Origin of the sequence: Streptomyces kanamyceticus (assembly GCF_008704495.1) — a bacterium.
Lineage (GTDB): Bacteria > Actinomycetota > Actinomycetes > Streptomycetales > Streptomycetaceae > Streptomyces > Streptomyces kanamyceticus.
The window spans coordinates 205,286-220,463 of record NZ_CP023699.1; the positions used below are offsets into that span (position 1 = coordinate 205,286).

Below are 15,178 nucleotides of genomic sequence, written 5' to 3' on the forward strand. Positions count from 1 at the left end.
GCGGAGGAGGGCGACAACGCAGTGGGGCCTCCCCTGCTCGAGCGGAGCCGAGAGCTTGGGGGCGTGCGCGCCAGACCCCGCGACAGCGCCATGATCCGCCGGACAGGCCCTAGCGGGCGGTCCCCGGCCTGCGGCCCGCGCCGGGGCGCCTCCGGCGGGCGGCGAGGGCGCCGACGCGGCCGTCGCTCAACCGGCGGCCGGGCGGGGCCCCTTGCCCTTCCCACCGCCACCGCCTCCGCCGTCGTCGTACGCCCCCATCAGCCGCAGCTGCAGCATGGCGGCGAACCGGGCGGCGGGATCCTGCAGATCGATCTGGCCCACCTCGGCGACCCGGCGGATCCTGTAGCGGAAGGTGTTCGGGTGGACGAAGACGTTCGCCGAAGCGGTGACCACGTCGCCGAAGGCGTCCAGCCAGGCCCGCAGCGTCTCCACCAGATGGGCGTTGTGCCGGGTGTCGTAGGCCGCCAGCCGGGCGATGGGCCCGGACAGTTCGTCGTGGTTGGCGATCGCCAGGTCCCGTATCTCCAGCAGCAGCGCGTCGACGTACACGTCGGCGATCGCGGCGACCCGCCGGGGGCCGCGGCCCCCGGAGAGCACGCGCAGCGCCCGGTCCGCGTTCGCCCGCGACCGGGCTAGCGCCGCCGCCTCGCCCGCCACCGAGCCGATCCCGACGACGGCGCCCAGCTGGTCGCCGGTGCGCTCCAGGAAGTTCGACGCGACCTGAACGGCCCGCTCGCGTACGGCCGCGGTGTCCTGAGGGACCGGGAAGAGCGCGTAGGAGACATCTCCGAGGAGCGCCACCGCGGACCGCGGTTGTACCGCCGCCAGATGCACGGCGAGCGCACCGGCCAGCCGCTGGCGCTCCGCGGTGACCTGGGCGTGGTCGGCGTCCTCGGCCGGTTCGATTCCCAGCGCCATGACCAGGAGCGGCCCGTCGGCGAGACCGAGCCTGCCCAGTGCCTCGACCGCGCCGGGGCCGCCCTCCAGCGCGGTCGTGACCAGGTCGGCGCGGAGCCGGTTCTCGGCGTCGGTCCCCGCGCGCAGGCGCAGCATGTGCAGGGCGACGAGCTTGGCGGCCTCCTGGAAGGCCTCCTCCCGCTCCTTGGTGAGCGGCTTGCGCAGCGCCGCCCACACCGATCCCAGGATCTCGTCCCCCGCGCGCACCGCGATCGCGGCGCGGGGCAGCGCCGCCTCGTCGTCCAGGGTCGGCGGCGGAATGTGCACCGGCTTCCCGCTGCGGTACAGCTCCTCGAACACCCCGTGTTCCTCGTGCAGCCGCAGATAGCGCTCGGGCACCCGCCGGGACAGGATGCTCTCCACCCGTACCGGGTCGGCCTCGTCCTGGCGCCCGGAGAACGCCAGGATGCGCGAGCGCCGGTCTTCGATGGTGATCGGCGCGTCGAGCAGTGTCGCGATCGCGTTGGCCAGCGCGAAGAGATCGCCGGACGGCACTCCGCCCAGGGTCTGCCGCCCCGACTCCCCCACGTCCCCTTCGGAGAGCAGGGTCCGCAGCATGGCCGCGAGCTGGGCCCAGGAGGCCCCGCGCGTCAGCGAGAGCAGCGCCACACCGGTCTCCGCGGCCACCCCGTCGAGCGCCGCACCGTCCTCGACGGGGCCGCGGACCACCAGAGCGGCGGCGCCCGCGACGGCGAGCTCGCGCAGGAGGCGGGCGATGGCATCGGGTCCGTGCACACCGACCCCGAGCACGATGGCGCGCTCGGGTAGTGCTGCTCGTCGTACGGATCGTGGATGCCGACACCGCCGAGCTCCATGGCCCGCTCCGGATCGCCGTGGAGCAGATCGAGCAGGGTGGGCCCGAGGTCCTCGAGCACCCGGCTCAGACTCCGGGCCGGGTGTGCCGACATGTGTCTCATCATCTCCGCAGGTTAGAAGGGGTGCGACCGAGCGCGTTCGTACGTGCGGACGAGAGTACGTGACGCTATCGGTGGCCCGGGACGAACTCCGCGGCGGATCCGGCGTGTGTACCGGCAGCGGCACGGGCACCAACACCGGCACCGGCGAACGGGCCGTCCAGGGCCGCCCACTGCAGCAGCAGGATGGTCTTGCCGTCGGTGACGCGTCCGTCGCGGACCATCGCGAGGGCCTCGGCGAAGGGCAGTTCGAGCACTTCGATGTCCTCGCCGTCCTCCTCAAGGCCGCCGCCGCTCCCGGTGCGGTCGGCCGGGGTGTAGGGGGCCGCGTAGAAGTGCAGGCGCTCGGTGACCGAGCCGGGGCTCATATAGGCGTCGAGGACGTGGGTGAGCGGGCCGAGCGTGACGCCGAGTTCCTCGGCGCTCTCGCGCCGGATGGCGGCGAGCGGTTCGTCGCCGTCGAGCAGCCCGGCTGCGGCCTCGACGAGCATGCCGTCCGGATGGTCGTTGACGTAGGCGGGGAAGCGGAACTGACGGGTGAGCAGCACGCGTTGGCGCTCGGCGTCGTACGGCAGCACGACGGCGCCGTTGCCGCGGTCGTACGTCTCGCGCTGCTGGGTGACCCAGCGGCCGTCGCGGCGCCGGTAGTCGAAGGTGGTGCGGCGCAGCACGTGCCAGCCCTGCGAGGTGAGCTCCACGTCACGGACCACGACGTCGGGGTTGCGGTCCAGGTCGCGCCCGACGCGGTCGAGCCCGGTGCGGCCGCGGTGGTCGGGGGCGTCGAGGCCGGGGCTGGTGGTCACCTGGCCTCCTGCGGGGTGCGGGCCGGGATCTCGTCCACGTGGTGGTAGACGGGCAGTCCGCGGCGGCGGGCGGTGGCGACGTCCTGGTCGGCTCCGGTGGAGTCACCGGGCAGCCGGAGCACGGCGTCGCAGTGCGCGAGCAGGCGTTCGGCCGTCGGGTAGAGCACCTGGTCGGCGAGCGGGTCCGTGGGGCCCGCACCGGCCGAGCGAAGGACGGGCAGCGCCACCCACTCCCCGATCACCGGGAGGTGTCCCGCGGCGAAGACCGGCCACGCCGCGGCTTCGAGGCGGCCGAGGTTCGCGGCCATCGCCTCCGGGTCGCCGTCGGTGCCGGAGCGATAGGGCCCGGCGATGAGGATGAGCATCGGCTTCTCGTTCATGGCGCGCTACGATACATGCAGAAACATGCAAGATCAGGAGAGAATACGGATGCTGGCTGCTGAACGACGCGACCACCTGTTGAGCCTGCTCGCCCGCGAGGGCAAGATCGTCGCCAAGAATGTCGCCTCCGACCTGGGCATTTCCGAGGACAGCGTGCGGCGCGACCTGCGGGACCTCGCCGCGGAGGGACTCTGCCACCGCGTGTACGGCGGAGCGCTGCCCGTCTCCCCCGCCGTGGCGGACTACGCCGCGCGAAAGACCGTCACGCCCGACGGCAAGCGGAAGGTCGCCGCGAGGGCCGCCGCGCTCGTACGACCGGGCAGCGCACTGATCCTGGACGGCGGGACCACCGCCCTCGCCGTCGCGCACCTGCTCCCGCCGGATCTGGCCTGCACCGTGATCACCCACAGCCCGACCATCGCGGCGGCGCTGCTCGACCATCCGGTGGCCGAGGTCTTCCTGCTGGGCGGCCGCATCTTCAAGCACTCGGCGGTCGCCTGCGGCGCCGCGGCGGTGGAGGCGGCGCAGAACGTCTCGGCCGACCTGTGCCTGCTCGGCGTCACGGGCGCCCACCCCGAGGCGGGACTGACCACCGGCGACGCCGAGGAAGCCGCCATGAAGCGCGCCCTTGCCGCACGGGCCGCGGACACCTACATCCTCGCGTCGTCCGAGAAGATCGGCGCGGCGTCACGGTTCCGCGTCCTGCCGTGGGAGGACGTCAACGGCCTGATCACCGACGCCGATCCGCGGCACGCGGTCGTCGAGGAGCTCGTGGCGCGGGGGGTGGAGGTCTTGACCACGGACCCGTCGGACCCGTCAGACCAGTCAGACCAGTCGGGCAACTGAAGGCTCAAGCGCCTCCCCCGCTTTCTCCTTCTCAGCCTGCGTGGAGGATCCGGAAACGGTCGAGGTCCGCCGGGTCGCGATCAACGACCTGGACCGGCGCCCAGGTCCATTGCCTGACGCTGATGCCCGGTGTCCGGGCGAACTGGATCTTCCCTCGGGTGCCTTCGACCGCGACGCCCGACCAGGCCGCCGCGATGCGCGCCCGGTCCGCGCCGTGCGAACGCAGCACGTCGGCGAGAACGGCGACCGTGTCGTACCCCTCGAAGGCGACGAAGGAGGGCGCCGCACCCAGCCGCTCGCGCAGGACCTTCGCGACGCGCTCGCCGAGTGGGGTGAGACTTTCGGGGAGGTAGCGCAGGAACGGGATACCCGCGCCGTCGGCGCCCAGCGACGACCTCCACTGCGCGAACTCCGGCTGCCCGGCGGGGGCGCCCATCAACAGCTCGGCGAGGCGCGGGTCGCGGCGCACGGAGGTGACGATCTCCAACGCCGGGTCAGGGACGCCGACCAGGAGCAGCAGGGCCGTCGCGCGCTGGTCGACGAGCGCGTCGCACAGGGCGGCGGGGGTGAGCGCGCTCATGTCGCATTCGATGACGGTGCCGCCGTGTGGCGCCAGATGATCGCGGAGAATACGGGTCCCGGCCGCCCAATAGACGCTCTGCTGGGCCGCCACGGCTATCCGGCGATGGCCCGCGCCGAGGAGGAAGTCGGCGTAGATCCGCCAGCCACGGGACTGCGGCGGGGCGAGGCGCGCGACCCGTTCCGTCGGCTGCTCGGTGAGTTCGTCGAGGACCGCCGACGAGCAGAGGAACGGCAGGCCGAGCGCGTCGGCTCTGGCGGCAGCGGCGCGGGCGACGACGCTGTGGTACTCGCCCGCCACGGCGGACACGCCCAGGGCGGCCAGTTCGTCCACGGCGGCTGCGGCCTTCTCGGGATCGGCCGCGGTGTCCCGGACCAGGAGTTCGAGGGGACGTCCGCCGATTCCGCCGACGGCGTTGACGTCGCGCACACCCAGTTCGAGCCCGGCGAGCAGGTGCCGGCCCGCCTCCACCCAGCCGGGCCGGGTCAGCGGAACGAGCACGCCGATCCGGACGGATGGCCCGTCAGCGCGCTCCGCGCCGGGTGGCGATGGCCGCGTGTCCCTGTTCATGCCTCGGCGTCTCCTGTGTGACGTGACGATCCCGATGGAAGATCAAGGATCTCCGATCGGTCACCGAAGTCGCCACCGGTTAGCCGCTCCGCTTGTGCGGCTCCGAAACCGAGACTCGGTGTCACTCGTCGTCCGGCTCGGCCGGCAGGGTGGGCCGGGGTCCCTCGTCGGGCACCACTACGAGGCGTACGGCCATGTGCCGTGAGTCGGGCGGGTGTTCGCCGGGCGGGGGCAGGTACTTGCGCAGCAGCGTCTCGTACTCTTCGACGAACTCGGTGACCTGTTCCTTCGTCATCCGGAGCCCTGCGCGTTGGATCTGATTCCAGCCGGCGGAGGAGTCGTACCCGGCGTATGCGCTCACCACCAGGTTCAGGTCATGGGTCATCTTGAGCGTGCCGATCTTCACGGCGGCTTCGCGCTCGTCGGGCGTCAGCTCCAGGCCCGGGGGCGTGAAGATGTCCGTCATGAGCGATGTCCACCAGCGTTCCCTGCCGGTGGAACGCTCCTCGATCTCGGCGATCAAGTTGAGGTCGGCGAGTTTGCGCAGGTGGTAGCTGGTGGTGCCGGTGTTCTCGCCGAGGGCTTTGGCGACGCTGGTGGAGTTCGCCTCCCCGTGCTCGCGGAGGCGTTCGACGCCTACCTCAACGACAAGCTTGCCGAACCGGGACCACTGCGCACGTCACTGGCGCTCAGGCGCAGCACCGGACTGGTGCTGGGGACCGTCGGATTGGGGGCACTTGCCACGGCGCTGGCGCCACACACAAACACCGTCGCATGTGGGATCTGGGGGGCGATCGCGGTGATAGATCTCGCCTGGCTGCTGACCGCACGGCACCGTTGACGGGCCGTGGGCCCGAGTTGATCAACTCGGCGTCGTTTCCGCTCGGTTGACTACCGCGCGAGTGCAGGGCGCCCCACAGGACCGGCTCCACAGCGACGCTGGACATACGTTGGCGACTCCTGAGATTCACGGCCCTCAGGCTTGACCCGCTCGGCCGCACGGGCACAGCGTCGCGAGCCGCACAGCTCGCGAGAGGGACCCCATGCACGCCAACGAGCAAGCCCAGGCCTCGGAGCGGAAAGCAGTCGGCCGCTTACCTTCGAGAGCCCCGCGCACCACGAATCCAGCGGGCCCCCTCGCTCTGCCGAACGCCGCAGGGAATGCGGCCGCCGTCCAGCTACTCCGGGCGGCTGGCCATTCCTGGGCGCAGGAGCAGCACCAGCACGGCGGCGGGAGCCGCGACCAACAAGCCCCCGTGCCGCAACGCGCAAAGAACGTAGGGGCGTTCGCTCACGACCACGAAGGTGACGACGACCTGTCCAACCAGCTCGTGCTCGACAAAATGACAGCACTTCAGGTCCACACGCACCAGATCTATCAACAGATGCTCGAGAGCATGTCCGAGCTGGGAGAAAGGGGGCGTGAATCAGGAGGCCAACAGATTGACCTCACGCAGTACAACCTCTGGTCAGGTCCCGAAAAGTGGGCCGCGCACGAAAAACATGGCTCCCGGTACGGCACGAAGGAACGCACCGGCGAGTACCAGGCTCACCACGCTCCGGGCTTCACCATGGACCAGACCGCGCAACACTTCGCCGCCCTCAAGTAATTCGAGTCGGGTGACGGATCCGCCGAGCCACCTGGTCCGGTCGGCGACGATGAGCGCGTCGGATGGCACGGTGCCCAATTCGGATCGGCCTGGGAACCGACTTCGGACGCTGTCGCGAAAAAGGCCGCCATGGCCATGATTCCGGTCAGCAGCTTCGGGCTCGACGACCCCCTCGCGGACGGCACCGGCGTCACCCACCCCTCCCCCTTGGGAACTGTGCAGGCCCGGCAAGAGATCCCCATGGTCATCCGCATCGCCGACGAACTCGCTGACGCACTGCGCGAAAACGTGGCGGTACGGAAGGACATCGCCCGCCTGGCCAGCGAGGCGGGCGCCCAGAAGCGCCTGACCCAACTGACGCAACAAGCAAGCGACGGCATCAGCCGCTTCCTCCAGGGCGCCCAACTGCTCGATGTGCGGGGAAAGCGCGAAGAACGTGCGAAGAGCGCCGATCTCATGCGTGAGGGCCGGGCCATGCTCCTCTCCGCCGTGAACCTCTTCGACACGTTCTTGCGAGAGGCTTCGTATCCTGCGGCGGACTGCCCTGAAGAGCTGGCCTCGGCCCTCCGGTCCCCTACGCATTGACGCATTGAGCCGTAGGGGTCAGCGCCAGTCGTTGTTGCTTGTGTGGTCACCGGCGACCCAGCGGGCGAGGTCGGCGTGTGCCGTGGTGCGCCGCTCGGCGTCGATCTTCTCCACGTCGGGGTGGTCGACGACAAACTCCAGTATCAGCCCGTTGGGGTCCGTGACGTACAGCGAGACGCAGTACCCGTGGTCCAACACGTGGGCGTTGGCCTCCGGGGCACCAGCCGCGGCGATGCGCTCGCGTATGGCTTCTTGGGTCTCCGCCTCGACCTTGAAGGCGATGTGGCGCAGGGGGGTGACATTGATGTCGGTCTTGAACTCCTCCTGGTCCTTGGGGTCGGCGAACTGGAAGAAGGCGAGCGCGCTGCCGTCGGCCAGGCCGTAGAGGGTGTGGCTGTAGGCGCGCTCGGCCCCGGACAGCACCTCGCGCTCGGTCCACGTGGCCACCAGGGGCAGGCCGATCACGTCCTCGTAGAAGCGCCGGTTGACTTCCTGGTCGTCGGTGACCCAGGCGTGGTGGTGGAGGCGGAGCGGCAGGGACGAGGGCTCGGACTGAGGCCGGGTCTGGGGCTGCGTCTGGGTCTGGGGCTGGGTCGCGGTCTGGGTCATCTCAGGTCATCTCCATTGGTCAGATGGGGTGTTGGGCCGGATCCCTGGGGGGTCACCGGCGCTGTGACCAGCATGCCGCCAAAACCGATTGAACGTTAAATCACTTTGGGCCATTGTTCGCACGCCCGGGCGGCGAGCAGTGGCGAAAAATGGTTGAACGGTAATCTACCTGGGGCACCGCACCGACTGACCGAGAAAGAGAGCGGCGCGATCCAGCGCCTCGTCGGCTTCGTCCAGGACACCGGCGTACGCCTGGAAGACATGGGGCACGTCAGCGGTGACGTCCAGGACGACGTCCACCCCGGCATCCCTCGCGCGCGCGGCCATGCGTACGGAGTCGTCCAGCAGCATTTCGTTGGTGCCCACCTGCAGAAGCATCGGGGGGAAGCCGGTCAGGTCGGCGAGGATGGCGGGGCTGAGCATGGGCTGATGAGGGTCCTGCTCCCCGCGGTACATGGATCCGGTGTACTCCAGGCCCGCACGCGTGAAGAACGGGTCGACGCCCGCCTTGGTGTCCATGCTCTCGCCCGTCCGCGTCCCGTCGAGCCCGGCGGAGAACGCCACGATCGCGGCGGGCATGGGCAGGCCCGCGTCGCGGGCGGCGAGGCAGGTCGTGACGGTGAGGCCGCCACCGGCCGAGTCACCGGCGAACACGATCGCCGAAGGGTCTTCGCCGCTGTCGAGCAGTGCGCGGTAGGCGCTCAGCCCGTCCTCGATCGCGGCCGGGAACGGATGCTCAGGGGCGAGCCGGTAATCCAGCGAGAACGCCCTGAACCCGGTTTTGGCCACCAGGTTTCCCGTCAGCGACATCGCCGTCTCCGGTGAACCCACCACGTAGGAGCCGCCGTGGAAGTAGAGGATCATCCCGGCCTTCGAGGTGCCGGTCGGCTCGATGAGCACCGCGGGACGATCGCCGAGCGTCGCAGTCCGGGTGCGGATACCGGCCGGGACGATCATCTCCCCCATCAACGCCCTGAATCCGGCGCGGAGTTCCTCCACCGACCGCGCCCCCTCGATCGGAGGGCCCTCCGACCGAGGCCGTCGGATCATCTCGTCCAGCGCCGCGCGCTGTTGCCTGCTCACTGCCGCCTCCATCTCAAGTACATGCCAGAGAACTATATGCCTAGGCATGTAAGCTAAGATATATGCCATGGCATCTAAGTCAAGCCCTGCCCGCCCGATCGATTTCCCGGGCTTCTTCGCCGATCTCGTCCGCTGCGAGACGCGCCTCTACAACGCGCTGAACGACCGCCTTCGCGAGCGGCACGGGATCGCCACCTCGCAGTTCGAGTTCCTGCGCTCGTTGCGCGAGCACCCCGGGTCCCGGGTGGCGGACCTCGCCACCGAATTCGCCATCGGGATCGGCGCGGCGAGCAAGGGCATCGACCGCCTGGAGAAGCAGGCATGGGTCATCCGGCGAACCAATCCAGCGGATCGCCGCTCATCACTCCTCGACCTGACCGACGACGGCCTTCGACTCGTCGAGGCGGCGGAGGCGACCTTCACCGAAACGCTGGCCGAGCTGACCTCGGACGCCCTCGGCGGTCCCTCAGGACCGGCCGCCGTACAGATGCTCTCGGAGCTGCGCTCCGTGCTCGAACGCGACCAGATCGGACTGCCTACGGGTTGACCGGCATACGCACCTCGGTACACCTGGTCCGCTCAGTACGCCCCGTCCGCCCCGTCCGCTCAGTCCGTCGTGGACTCCTGGAATCCCACCACGGCCGCGCCGTACTCGTGGGCCCACTCGGTCAGCGCGGAGATCGGCTTCACCAGCGTCCGGCCCAGGTCGGTCAGCGCGTACTGGACCTTCCCGGCCTCGGCGTGCCGGTCGACCAGTCCGTACCCCTGCAACCGCCGCAACGTCTGAGTCAGCACCTTCCGCGAGATTCCGCCGATGAGGTCCACCAACTCGCCGTGCCTGCACGGTTTCCGGCTCAACGCGAACAGCACGACCGCAGCCCACTTGTCGGCGATGATCTCGATCGCCAGCCGAGCCGGGCAGTCGGCGAGGAAGACGCTGCCGGAGTACTCACGCATGCCCCGACGGTAGCCCTTCGCCAGGAACCCGGAGGTACCTACCCGCTCACTAGCGTCCACGACGGAAGCTGCCGAGCAGGCGGGAGCTACCGAGCAGGGGATGCGAAGGGGGAACCGTATGAAGGCAGAGCTCGCGTGGCCGGGCGGGCGGAAGGTCGTCGCGCTCGTCACCGTCGCGTTGGAGCTGTGGTCACCGGGGCACCGGCCCGCCTACGCGCCGATGGCCGCGGCGTGGCCGCTGCCGTCCGGCATCGACGACACGCACAGCAGCTCCTGGGTGAACTACGGCGTCACCACCGGCATCTGGCGGCTGCTCGACGTCCTCGGTGATCTGCCCGCCACCGTCGGCGTCAACGGCCTGGTGGCCGAGCGGCACCCCGAGACCGTCATGGCCGTGCACGAGGCGGGGCACGAGATCGCCGCGCACTCCTGGGCCCAGGACGTGGTGCCCGCGCAGCTCGGCCTCGATGCCGAGCGGGCCAACATCGGTCGCTGCACCGACGCCCTCCGCCGCGTCACCGGTGTTCGCCCGACGGGGTGGATGAGCCCGCGCGCCACCGGATCGAGGCACACCGACGATCTGCTCGCCGAGGCCGGGTACCGGTGGACCGGCGACCACGGCGACCACGACCTCCCGCGGCTCCTGTCCACCGCTCACGGTCCACTGGTCTCCCTCATGCACGGCGACCACTCCGATGTCCGTGACGCCGCGTCAGGACCGTACGCCTACCGCGACCTGCACCGTGAGCTGCTGGCCCAGCTGCTCGCCGCCCCCGGCCCAGGCGTCTTCCACCTGACCGTCCACGCACACGTCGGAGGCCGACCGCTCCTCGCGGGCATGGTCGGCCAGATCCTCGACCACCTCCGTGAGTCCGGCGACGTCTGGGTCGCCACCCACACCCAGGTGGCCGCACACGTCCTGACACACCAAGGAAACACGTCATGACCCACGTCCTCGTCGTCGGCGGCACCGGAGCCATGGGCAGCCGCGTGGTCCACCACCTGTTGGCCACCACCGACGCCACCGTCACCGTCCCCACCCGCCATCCGGATTCCGCCCACGCCACCGAACTCGCCGCTACCGCGCCCGACCGCGTGCGACTGGTCCGCTCCGATCCGGCGGCCATCGAGGTCCTGATCGGGCAGGCCGACCGCGTGTTCGCCAACACCGACTTCTTCGCGACGGGCAGCGCCGTGGGTGAGTACCGGCAAGGGCTGCACTTGCTGGCCGCCGCCGAGCGGGCCGGGGTGGCGCGTTTCGTCTGGTCCTCGCTGGACAGCGCGGTGTCCCTGACCGGCCGCCCCGTCCCGCACTTCGACAGCAAGGCCGCCGTCGCCGCCCACATCGGCCTGATGCGGTCGGAGGAAATGCTCCGCAAGGAGACCGACGGCTGGTACACGGACCACGTCTCGGTACTGACCACCGCGCCGTACTTCGAGAACCTGCGCGACCGGCTCACCCCCCGACCTGACGGCCGGGGCGGCCTGACCTTCCGACTCCCCTCGGCGCCGCCCGCTATCCGCTCGTCGCCCTCGACGACATCGCCTGGTTCGCCTGCCACATGTTCGACAACTGGCAGTCCTGGGGCGCCCGGGACCTCGCGGTGATCGGCGACAGCCTCACCGGCGACGAGATCGCCGCTGCCTTCGCCCGGGTCACGGGCACTCCCAGCGCCTACGTCCCGATGCCGCATGACGAACTGCACGCCGCCGTCCCCGACTTCAGCCACGACTACGCGGCGATGTTCCAGTTCTTCGCCGACCGCGACCTGTACGCCCGAGACCGCGACATCCCCCTCCTGCGCCGCCTGCACCCCGACTTGATGACCTTCGAGGACTGGCTGCGCCACACCGGCTGGACGTCGGTGTGAGGTGTATCGCGGACGTATCGAAATGCGCATACGCCACCGCAACAGTCTCCGGCCTTCCCTAGAGGCGTGGACCACAGCGGTCCGTGCCGAGGGCATGGCGCCCCGGCTTCGGAAGGTGATCGTGAAAAAGGGGTGTGTTGTGCGATACGAGAGCGTTCGTTCACCGATGTGGAAGGCCGGTCTGGCCGCCGGTGCCGCCATGCTGATGACGGCCAACGCCGGGCCTGCCACCGCCGCCCCGGCGCGGACCGGGAACGTGCAGGAGGCGATGGAGGAGCTGGCCAGGATTCCTGGGGTGGTGGGGGTCGTCGGCGGGGCGTACGTCGACGGGAGATCCGTCGGGCTCGGCAGCGCGGGCTCCCGGTTGTCGGACGGCCAGGGCGGGAGGATACCCGCGAACGCCCGCTACCGGATCTGGTCACAGACCAAGCAGATGGTGGCCACCGTGGTGCTGCAACTCGTCGAGGAAGGCGAGTTGAGCGTGGATGACAAACTCAGTGACCTGCTGCCGGTGGTGGTGGAGAAGGACCTGGTGACACGGGCCGACGAGATCACGGTGCGGCAGCTGCTCCAGCACACCTCCGGCATTCCCGACTGGTACGCCGGCAAGCCGAACCCGGACGGGAGCGAGGGGACCCCTCGTTCGACGTGTTCGACTTCACGACCCACTACCGGCCGCTGGACCTGGTGAGTTGGAGCCGTGCCCGGCCCCGAACCGGGGAGCCGGGCGAGAAGTGGACCTACTCGAACACCAACTACACCGTCCTCGGCATGATCGTCGAGAGGCTGACCGGCCACACTCTGGCCACCGAGCTGCGCACGCGCCTGTTCGATCCGCTCAACATGACCAAGTCCTACCTCATGGTCAGGCCGCCGGACGGCGTCAAGGGGCCGCACGGCCACGGCTACTACCCCGACGCCGACGGGGGGCTGCGCGACGTGGACCGGTTCAACGCCAGTTTCGCCGGGGCGGGGGCAGGAGGGGTGGTCTCCACCGCGCACGACGTGAGCGCCTTCAACCGGGCGTTCACCCAGGGCAAACTGCTGCCGCCGGAACTCCAGCGCATCCTGACCGACCACGTGCCCGCCGCCCCGCGCCTTCGGAGTGCGGTCCGCGGGCGTTGCGGCGACGACTTCCACATCACCGGCGGATTGGCCCCCGGCTCCGTCGCCATGACCTTCTACTCGGCGGACGGCCGCCGTCAGTTCGCGATGTCGTTCACCTTGAGCGTCAAGCCCACCACGGTGGAGTTCGACGCGGGCAAGGCCGTGGAGGCCGTCTTCTGCCCGTCCTCCTGAGCGGCGGCCCGGCGCTCCGTCGGCCCCGGCAGCGGCCGCCGGACGCGGAGGACACGGCCCGCTCAGCCGCACTCCAGTAACTTGCGCAAAGCGAGAGGAAAATAGTTTCTAGCGGAACTCAAATGGCCTGAAGGCGATTCTCGCCCCGCCCCGCGACGGTGCACCCTGTACCCCGTGAAGGACGGACTGATCACCTGGAAGGCCCCCACACACGTGGCGTACCCGTCGAGATGAGCCTCCCGGTGCCCCGTCTCCCACCGGCCGAACGGTGCCGGGACCTGCCGCCCGCGTGCTTCGCCCCCGTCATGGCCACCGGCATCGTCGCGCGCGCCCTGAACGAAGCCCACGCGGTGACCGTGGGCAAGGCCCTCTTCGTCGCCGCGGCGTTGCTCCACACCGCGCTGCTCGCGGGGCTCGCCGTCAAAGCCGTCCGGCACACGGACCGCTTGCTGGCCGAACTGCGCGACCCTGCACGCGCGTTCGGCCACTTCACCCTGGTCGCCGCGTGCGGGGTCCTGGCGGCACGCCTCGGAGCGGGCCAGCTGCGCGCCGTCGCGTACGGGCTGCTCGTCCTGGCGGCCGCCGCGTGGGCCGTCATCGCGGCCCACGTTGTCGCCGGGCTCCGCCGCGCGTTGCGCTCGGCGCTGCCACGTGCGGACGGCACCTGGTTCCTGGCCGTGGTGGGACTGCAGTCGATCGGCCTCGCCTTCGTGGCCGTGGACCCCCGACCCCTCCCGGTCGCGGTCTCCCTCGTCCTGTGGGCGGGTGGCGTACTTCTCTACGTCACGGTCCTCGCCGCCGTGGCATGGCGTCTGGGGTGTCACCCGCCCGGCCCGCAACTGCTGACGCCCGCCTATTGGGTGACCATGGGAGCCGTCGCGATCAGCACGCTCTGCGGCACCCAACTGGCAGTTCACACCGAGGCGCTCCCCGGCCCGGTGACCGGGCTCGTCACCGCCGCGGTGACCGTGCTGTGGGGCTGGGCAACCCTGCTGGTGCCGCCGTTGATCGCGGCCGGAGCCTGGCGTCACCTGCGACACCGCGTGCGGAGCGGCGGCGAACCGGCCCTGTGGTGCATCGTCTTCCCGCTCGGCATGTACACCACGGCCACCGCCCGGCTCGCCGCGGCGCGGGGTTACGCCTTCCTGTCCGACGCGGTCCAGCCCATGGCCTGGACCGCGCTGGCGGCCTGGCTCGTCATCACCGCGAGCCGCCTGCGCGCGCGATGGAGCGCCGACCGGACGCGGCGGCGCGGCGGCCGCTCCGTCCGGACGGCGTCTCATCAGCTCCGTACGTCGGCCAGAAGCCGTGCCGTGGCTTCGGGGGCCTCCACCGGGAAGTGGTGGCTTCCCAGGTCGACGAGCACGATGTCGAAACGGTCCCCGTAGCGGTCGATGGCCTCTTGCGTCACCAGGTCACGAACGGCGAACACGGTGATCGGCTGCTTCGTCTCGCGCAGCGCCGCGTCCATGTCCCAGCGCACCAGGCCCTCCATGGCCCGCAGGCCCGCGGGCTGGCGCACCGCGACCATCTTCTCGAAGTAGGCGTCGATGAGCGCCGGTTCGGTCCCGGCCGGTGAGCCCCCTTCGACGAGACCGCGCACCGCCGCGGCGAAGTCGTCGCGGAACACGCCCAGCAGGGCGTCGGCCTGCTCCTCGTGCTGCGCCGGGAACAGCGACAGATAGTGCAGGCCGTCGAGCGCGACGACGCGCGAGACGGTGCCGGGAAGCAGCCGGGCGACTTCGACGGCGACCGCCGCGCCGAGGGAGTGTCCTGCCACGACGGCCGTGGTCACCGACTCGGCCTCCAGCACCGCCGCCACGTCGCGCGCGAACTCCTCCATGGTCCACACCTCCCGCCGCGACCGTGACGCGCCGTGCTCGGCGAGGTCGACCGCCAGCACGCGCGAGCCCTCGGGCAGGTGTCCCGTGACCGCGTCGAAGTCGCTGCGGTCACACCCCCAGCCGTGGATGAGGACCAGGGCCGATCCGTCGGCCGGGCCACTGGCGGTGTACCGGATCGTCGTGTGGTCCGCTCGCTGGACAGTGAGGTCCTTGCCGGTCCTGCTGCTTGCGGTCGTCACGGTGTGTCCTTCTTTCGTACGAGTGGTGGT

At 70.5% G+C, this 15,178-nt stretch carries 20 protein-coding genes; 11 read left to right on the forward strand and 9 right to left on the reverse strand.

Features of this window, described 5'->3' with window-relative positions:
- Window positions 1-186: 186 nt before the first annotated feature.
- From CP970_RS00725 to CP970_RS00735, 3 genes are all read right to left on the reverse strand, one after another.
- Window positions 187-1,692, reverse strand: coding sequence for a PucR family transcriptional regulator (locus CP970_RS00725; RefSeq protein WP_317987135.1), 1,506 nt, complete (start codon window positions 1,690-1,692; stop codon window positions 187-189).
- Between the two features lie 247 nt (window positions 1,693-1,939).
- Window positions 1,940-2,674, reverse strand: a complete 735-nt coding sequence (locus CP970_RS00730) for an NUDIX domain-containing protein (protein ID WP_224058122.1) — start codon at window positions 2,672-2,674, stop codon at window positions 1,940-1,942.
- Window positions 2,671-3,054 (reverse strand): hypothetical protein, encoded by a 384-nt coding sequence (locus tag CP970_RS00735; RefSeq protein WP_055544130.1) that lies wholly within the window; start codon window positions 3,052-3,054, stop codon window positions 2,671-2,673. The genes CP970_RS00730 and CP970_RS00735 overlap by 4 nt, the downstream gene beginning before the upstream one ends.
- A 49-nt stretch (window positions 3,055-3,103) precedes the next feature.
- On the opposite strand from CP970_RS00735, the gene CP970_RS00740 reads away from it, so the two are divergent.
- Window positions 3,104-3,901, forward strand: coding sequence for a DeoR/GlpR family DNA-binding transcription regulator (locus tag CP970_RS00740; RefSeq protein WP_055544129.1), 798 nt, complete (start codon window positions 3,104-3,106; stop codon window positions 3,899-3,901).
- Window positions 3,902-3,932: 31 nt separating this feature from the next.
- Here the strand turns inward: CP970_RS00740 and CP970_RS00745 are convergent, their stop codons facing one another.
- On the reverse strand, window positions 3,933-5,051 hold the full coding sequence (locus CP970_RS00745; protein ID WP_055544128.1) for an ABC transporter substrate-binding protein: 1,119 nt from the start codon (window positions 5,049-5,051) through the stop codon (window positions 3,933-3,935).
- Between the two features lie 121 nt (window positions 5,052-5,172).
- On the reverse strand, window positions 5,173-5,574 hold the full coding sequence (locus tag CP970_RS00750) for a hypothetical protein (RefSeq protein WP_240507298.1): 402 nt from the start codon (window positions 5,572-5,574) through the stop codon (window positions 5,173-5,175).
- A gap of 90 nt (window positions 5,575-5,664) precedes the next feature.
- On the opposite strand from CP970_RS00750, the gene CP970_RS00755 reads away from it, so the two are divergent.
- The 3 genes from CP970_RS00755 (at window position 5,665) to CP970_RS00765 (ending at window position 7,246) form a co-directional block, all read left to right on the forward strand.
- Window positions 5,665-5,892: a hypothetical protein gene (locus CP970_RS00755; protein ID WP_055544591.1), complete on the forward strand. Its 228-nt coding sequence runs from the start codon at window positions 5,665-5,667 to the stop codon at window positions 5,890-5,892.
- A 202-nt stretch (window positions 5,893-6,094) separates the two neighbouring features.
- Complete coding sequence (locus tag CP970_RS00760) at window positions 6,095-6,661, forward strand: hypothetical protein (protein WP_079043238.1); 567 nt, start codon at window positions 6,095-6,097, stop codon at window positions 6,659-6,661.
- Window positions 6,662-6,790: 129 nt separating this feature from the next.
- Entirely contained in the window at window positions 6,791-7,246 is a 456-nt protein-coding gene (locus tag CP970_RS00765; protein WP_055544589.1) for a hypothetical protein, read from the forward strand.
- 18 nt (window positions 7,247-7,264) lie between these two features.
- Here CP970_RS00765 and CP970_RS00770 read toward each other — a convergent pair whose 3' ends face one another.
- Complete coding sequence (locus CP970_RS00770) at window positions 7,265-7,855, reverse strand: VOC family protein (protein WP_079043237.1); 591 nt, start codon at window positions 7,853-7,855, stop codon at window positions 7,265-7,267.
- A gap of 165 nt (window positions 7,856-8,020) precedes the next feature.
- Window positions 8,021-8,938: an alpha/beta hydrolase gene (locus tag CP970_RS00775; RefSeq protein WP_055544599.1), complete on the reverse strand. Its 918-nt coding sequence runs from the start codon at window positions 8,936-8,938 to the stop codon at window positions 8,021-8,023.
- A gap of 67 nt (window positions 8,939-9,005) precedes the next feature.
- On the opposite strand from CP970_RS00775, the gene CP970_RS00780 reads away from it, so the two are divergent.
- Window positions 9,006-9,485 carry a MarR family winged helix-turn-helix transcriptional regulator gene (locus CP970_RS00780; RefSeq protein ID WP_055544588.1) on the forward strand — a complete coding sequence of 160 codons (480 nt, stop codon included), beginning with the start codon at window positions 9,006-9,008 and terminating at the stop codon, window positions 9,483-9,485.
- A 59-nt stretch (window positions 9,486-9,544) separates the two neighbouring features.
- On the opposite strand, the gene CP970_RS00785 is transcribed toward CP970_RS00780, so the two are convergent.
- Complete coding sequence (locus CP970_RS00785) at window positions 9,545-9,895, reverse strand: winged helix-turn-helix transcriptional regulator (RefSeq protein ID WP_055544587.1); 351 nt, start codon at window positions 9,893-9,895, stop codon at window positions 9,545-9,547.
- Window positions 9,896-10,013: 118 nt separating this feature from the next.
- Here CP970_RS00785 and CP970_RS00790 point away from each other — a divergent pair, with 118 nt between their 5' ends.
- The 6 genes from CP970_RS00790 to CP970_RS00810 all read left to right on the forward strand — a co-directional run bounded on the left by CP970_RS00790 (window position 10,014) and on the right by CP970_RS00810 (window position 14,453).
- Entirely contained in the window at window positions 10,014-10,841 is an 828-nt protein-coding gene (locus CP970_RS00790; RefSeq protein ID WP_079043236.1) for a polysaccharide deacetylase family protein, read from the forward strand.
- Window positions 10,838-11,503: an NmrA family NAD(P)-binding protein gene (locus tag CP970_RS00795; protein ID WP_263406788.1), complete on the forward strand. Its 666-nt coding sequence runs from the start codon at window positions 10,838-10,840 to the stop codon at window positions 11,501-11,503. Before CP970_RS00790 ends, CP970_RS00795 begins: the two co-directional genes overlap by 4 nt.
- On the forward strand, window positions 11,437-11,766 hold the full coding sequence (locus tag CP970_RS45435; protein WP_263406812.1) for an NmrA family NAD(P)-binding protein: 330 nt from the start codon (window positions 11,437-11,439) through the stop codon (window positions 11,764-11,766). The genes CP970_RS00795 and CP970_RS45435 overlap by 67 nt, the downstream gene beginning before the upstream one ends.
- 139 nt (window positions 11,767-11,905) lie before the next feature.
- Window positions 11,906-12,457: a serine hydrolase domain-containing protein gene (locus CP970_RS45440; protein WP_191094854.1), complete on the forward strand. Its 552-nt coding sequence runs from the start codon at window positions 11,906-11,908 to the stop codon at window positions 12,455-12,457.
- A complete protein-coding gene (locus tag CP970_RS45445; protein WP_191094855.1) occupies window positions 12,415-13,065 on the forward strand; it encodes a serine hydrolase domain-containing protein in 651 nt (216 codons plus the stop codon). Before CP970_RS45440 ends, CP970_RS45445 begins: the two co-directional genes overlap by 43 nt.
- Before the next feature lie 242 nt (window positions 13,066-13,307).
- Complete coding sequence (locus CP970_RS00810) at window positions 13,308-14,453, forward strand: tellurite resistance/C4-dicarboxylate transporter family protein (protein ID WP_157877662.1); 1,146 nt, start codon at window positions 13,308-13,310, stop codon at window positions 14,451-14,453.
- On the opposite strand, the gene CP970_RS00815 is transcribed toward CP970_RS00810, so the two are convergent.
- A complete protein-coding gene (locus CP970_RS00815; protein WP_055544582.1) occupies window positions 14,348-15,148 on the reverse strand; it encodes an alpha/beta fold hydrolase in 801 nt (266 codons plus the stop codon). The two genes, CP970_RS00810 and CP970_RS00815, sit on opposite strands and share 106 nt — an antisense overlap.
- Between the last annotated feature and the right edge of the window lie 30 nt (window positions 15,149-15,178).

What these genes read in the sequence shown, in the direction of transcription:
- CP970_RS00765 (WP_055544589.1), top strand. Translation starts at nt 6,791, where the DNA reads ATGGCCATGATTCCGGTCAGCAGCTTCGGGCTCGACGACCCCCTCGCG.
- CP970_RS00745 (WP_055544128.1), bottom strand. Translation starts at nt 5,051, where the DNA reads ATGAACAGGGACACGCGGCCATCGCCACCCGGCGCGGAGCGCGCTGAC.
- CP970_RS00740 (WP_055544129.1), top strand. Translation starts at nt 3,104, where the DNA reads ATGCTGGCTGCTGAACGACGCGACCACCTGTTGAGCCTGCTCGCCCGC.
- CP970_RS00785 (WP_055544587.1), bottom strand. Translation starts at nt 9,895, where the DNA reads ATGCGTGAGTACTCCGGCAGCGTCTTCCTCGCCGACTGCCCGGCTCGG.
- CP970_RS00795 (WP_263406788.1), top strand. Translation starts at nt 10,838, where the DNA reads ATGACCCACGTCCTCGTCGTCGGCGGCACCGGAGCCATGGGCAGCCGC.
- CP970_RS00735 (WP_055544130.1), bottom strand. Translation starts at nt 3,054, where the DNA reads ATGAACGAGAAGCCGATGCTCATCCTCATCGCCGGGCCCTATCGCTCC.
- CP970_RS00770 (WP_079043237.1), bottom strand. Translation starts at nt 7,855, where the DNA reads ATGACCCAGACCGCGACCCAGCCCCAGACCCAGACGCAGCCCCAGACC.
- CP970_RS00790 (WP_079043236.1), top strand. Translation starts at nt 10,014, where the DNA reads ATGAAGGCAGAGCTCGCGTGGCCGGGCGGGCGGAAGGTCGTCGCGCTC.
- CP970_RS00780 (WP_055544588.1), top strand. Translation starts at nt 9,006, where the DNA reads ATGGCATCTAAGTCAAGCCCTGCCCGCCCGATCGATTTCCCGGGCTTC.
- CP970_RS00760 (WP_079043238.1), top strand. Translation starts at nt 6,095, where the DNA reads ATGCACGCCAACGAGCAAGCCCAGGCCTCGGAGCGGAAAGCAGTCGGC.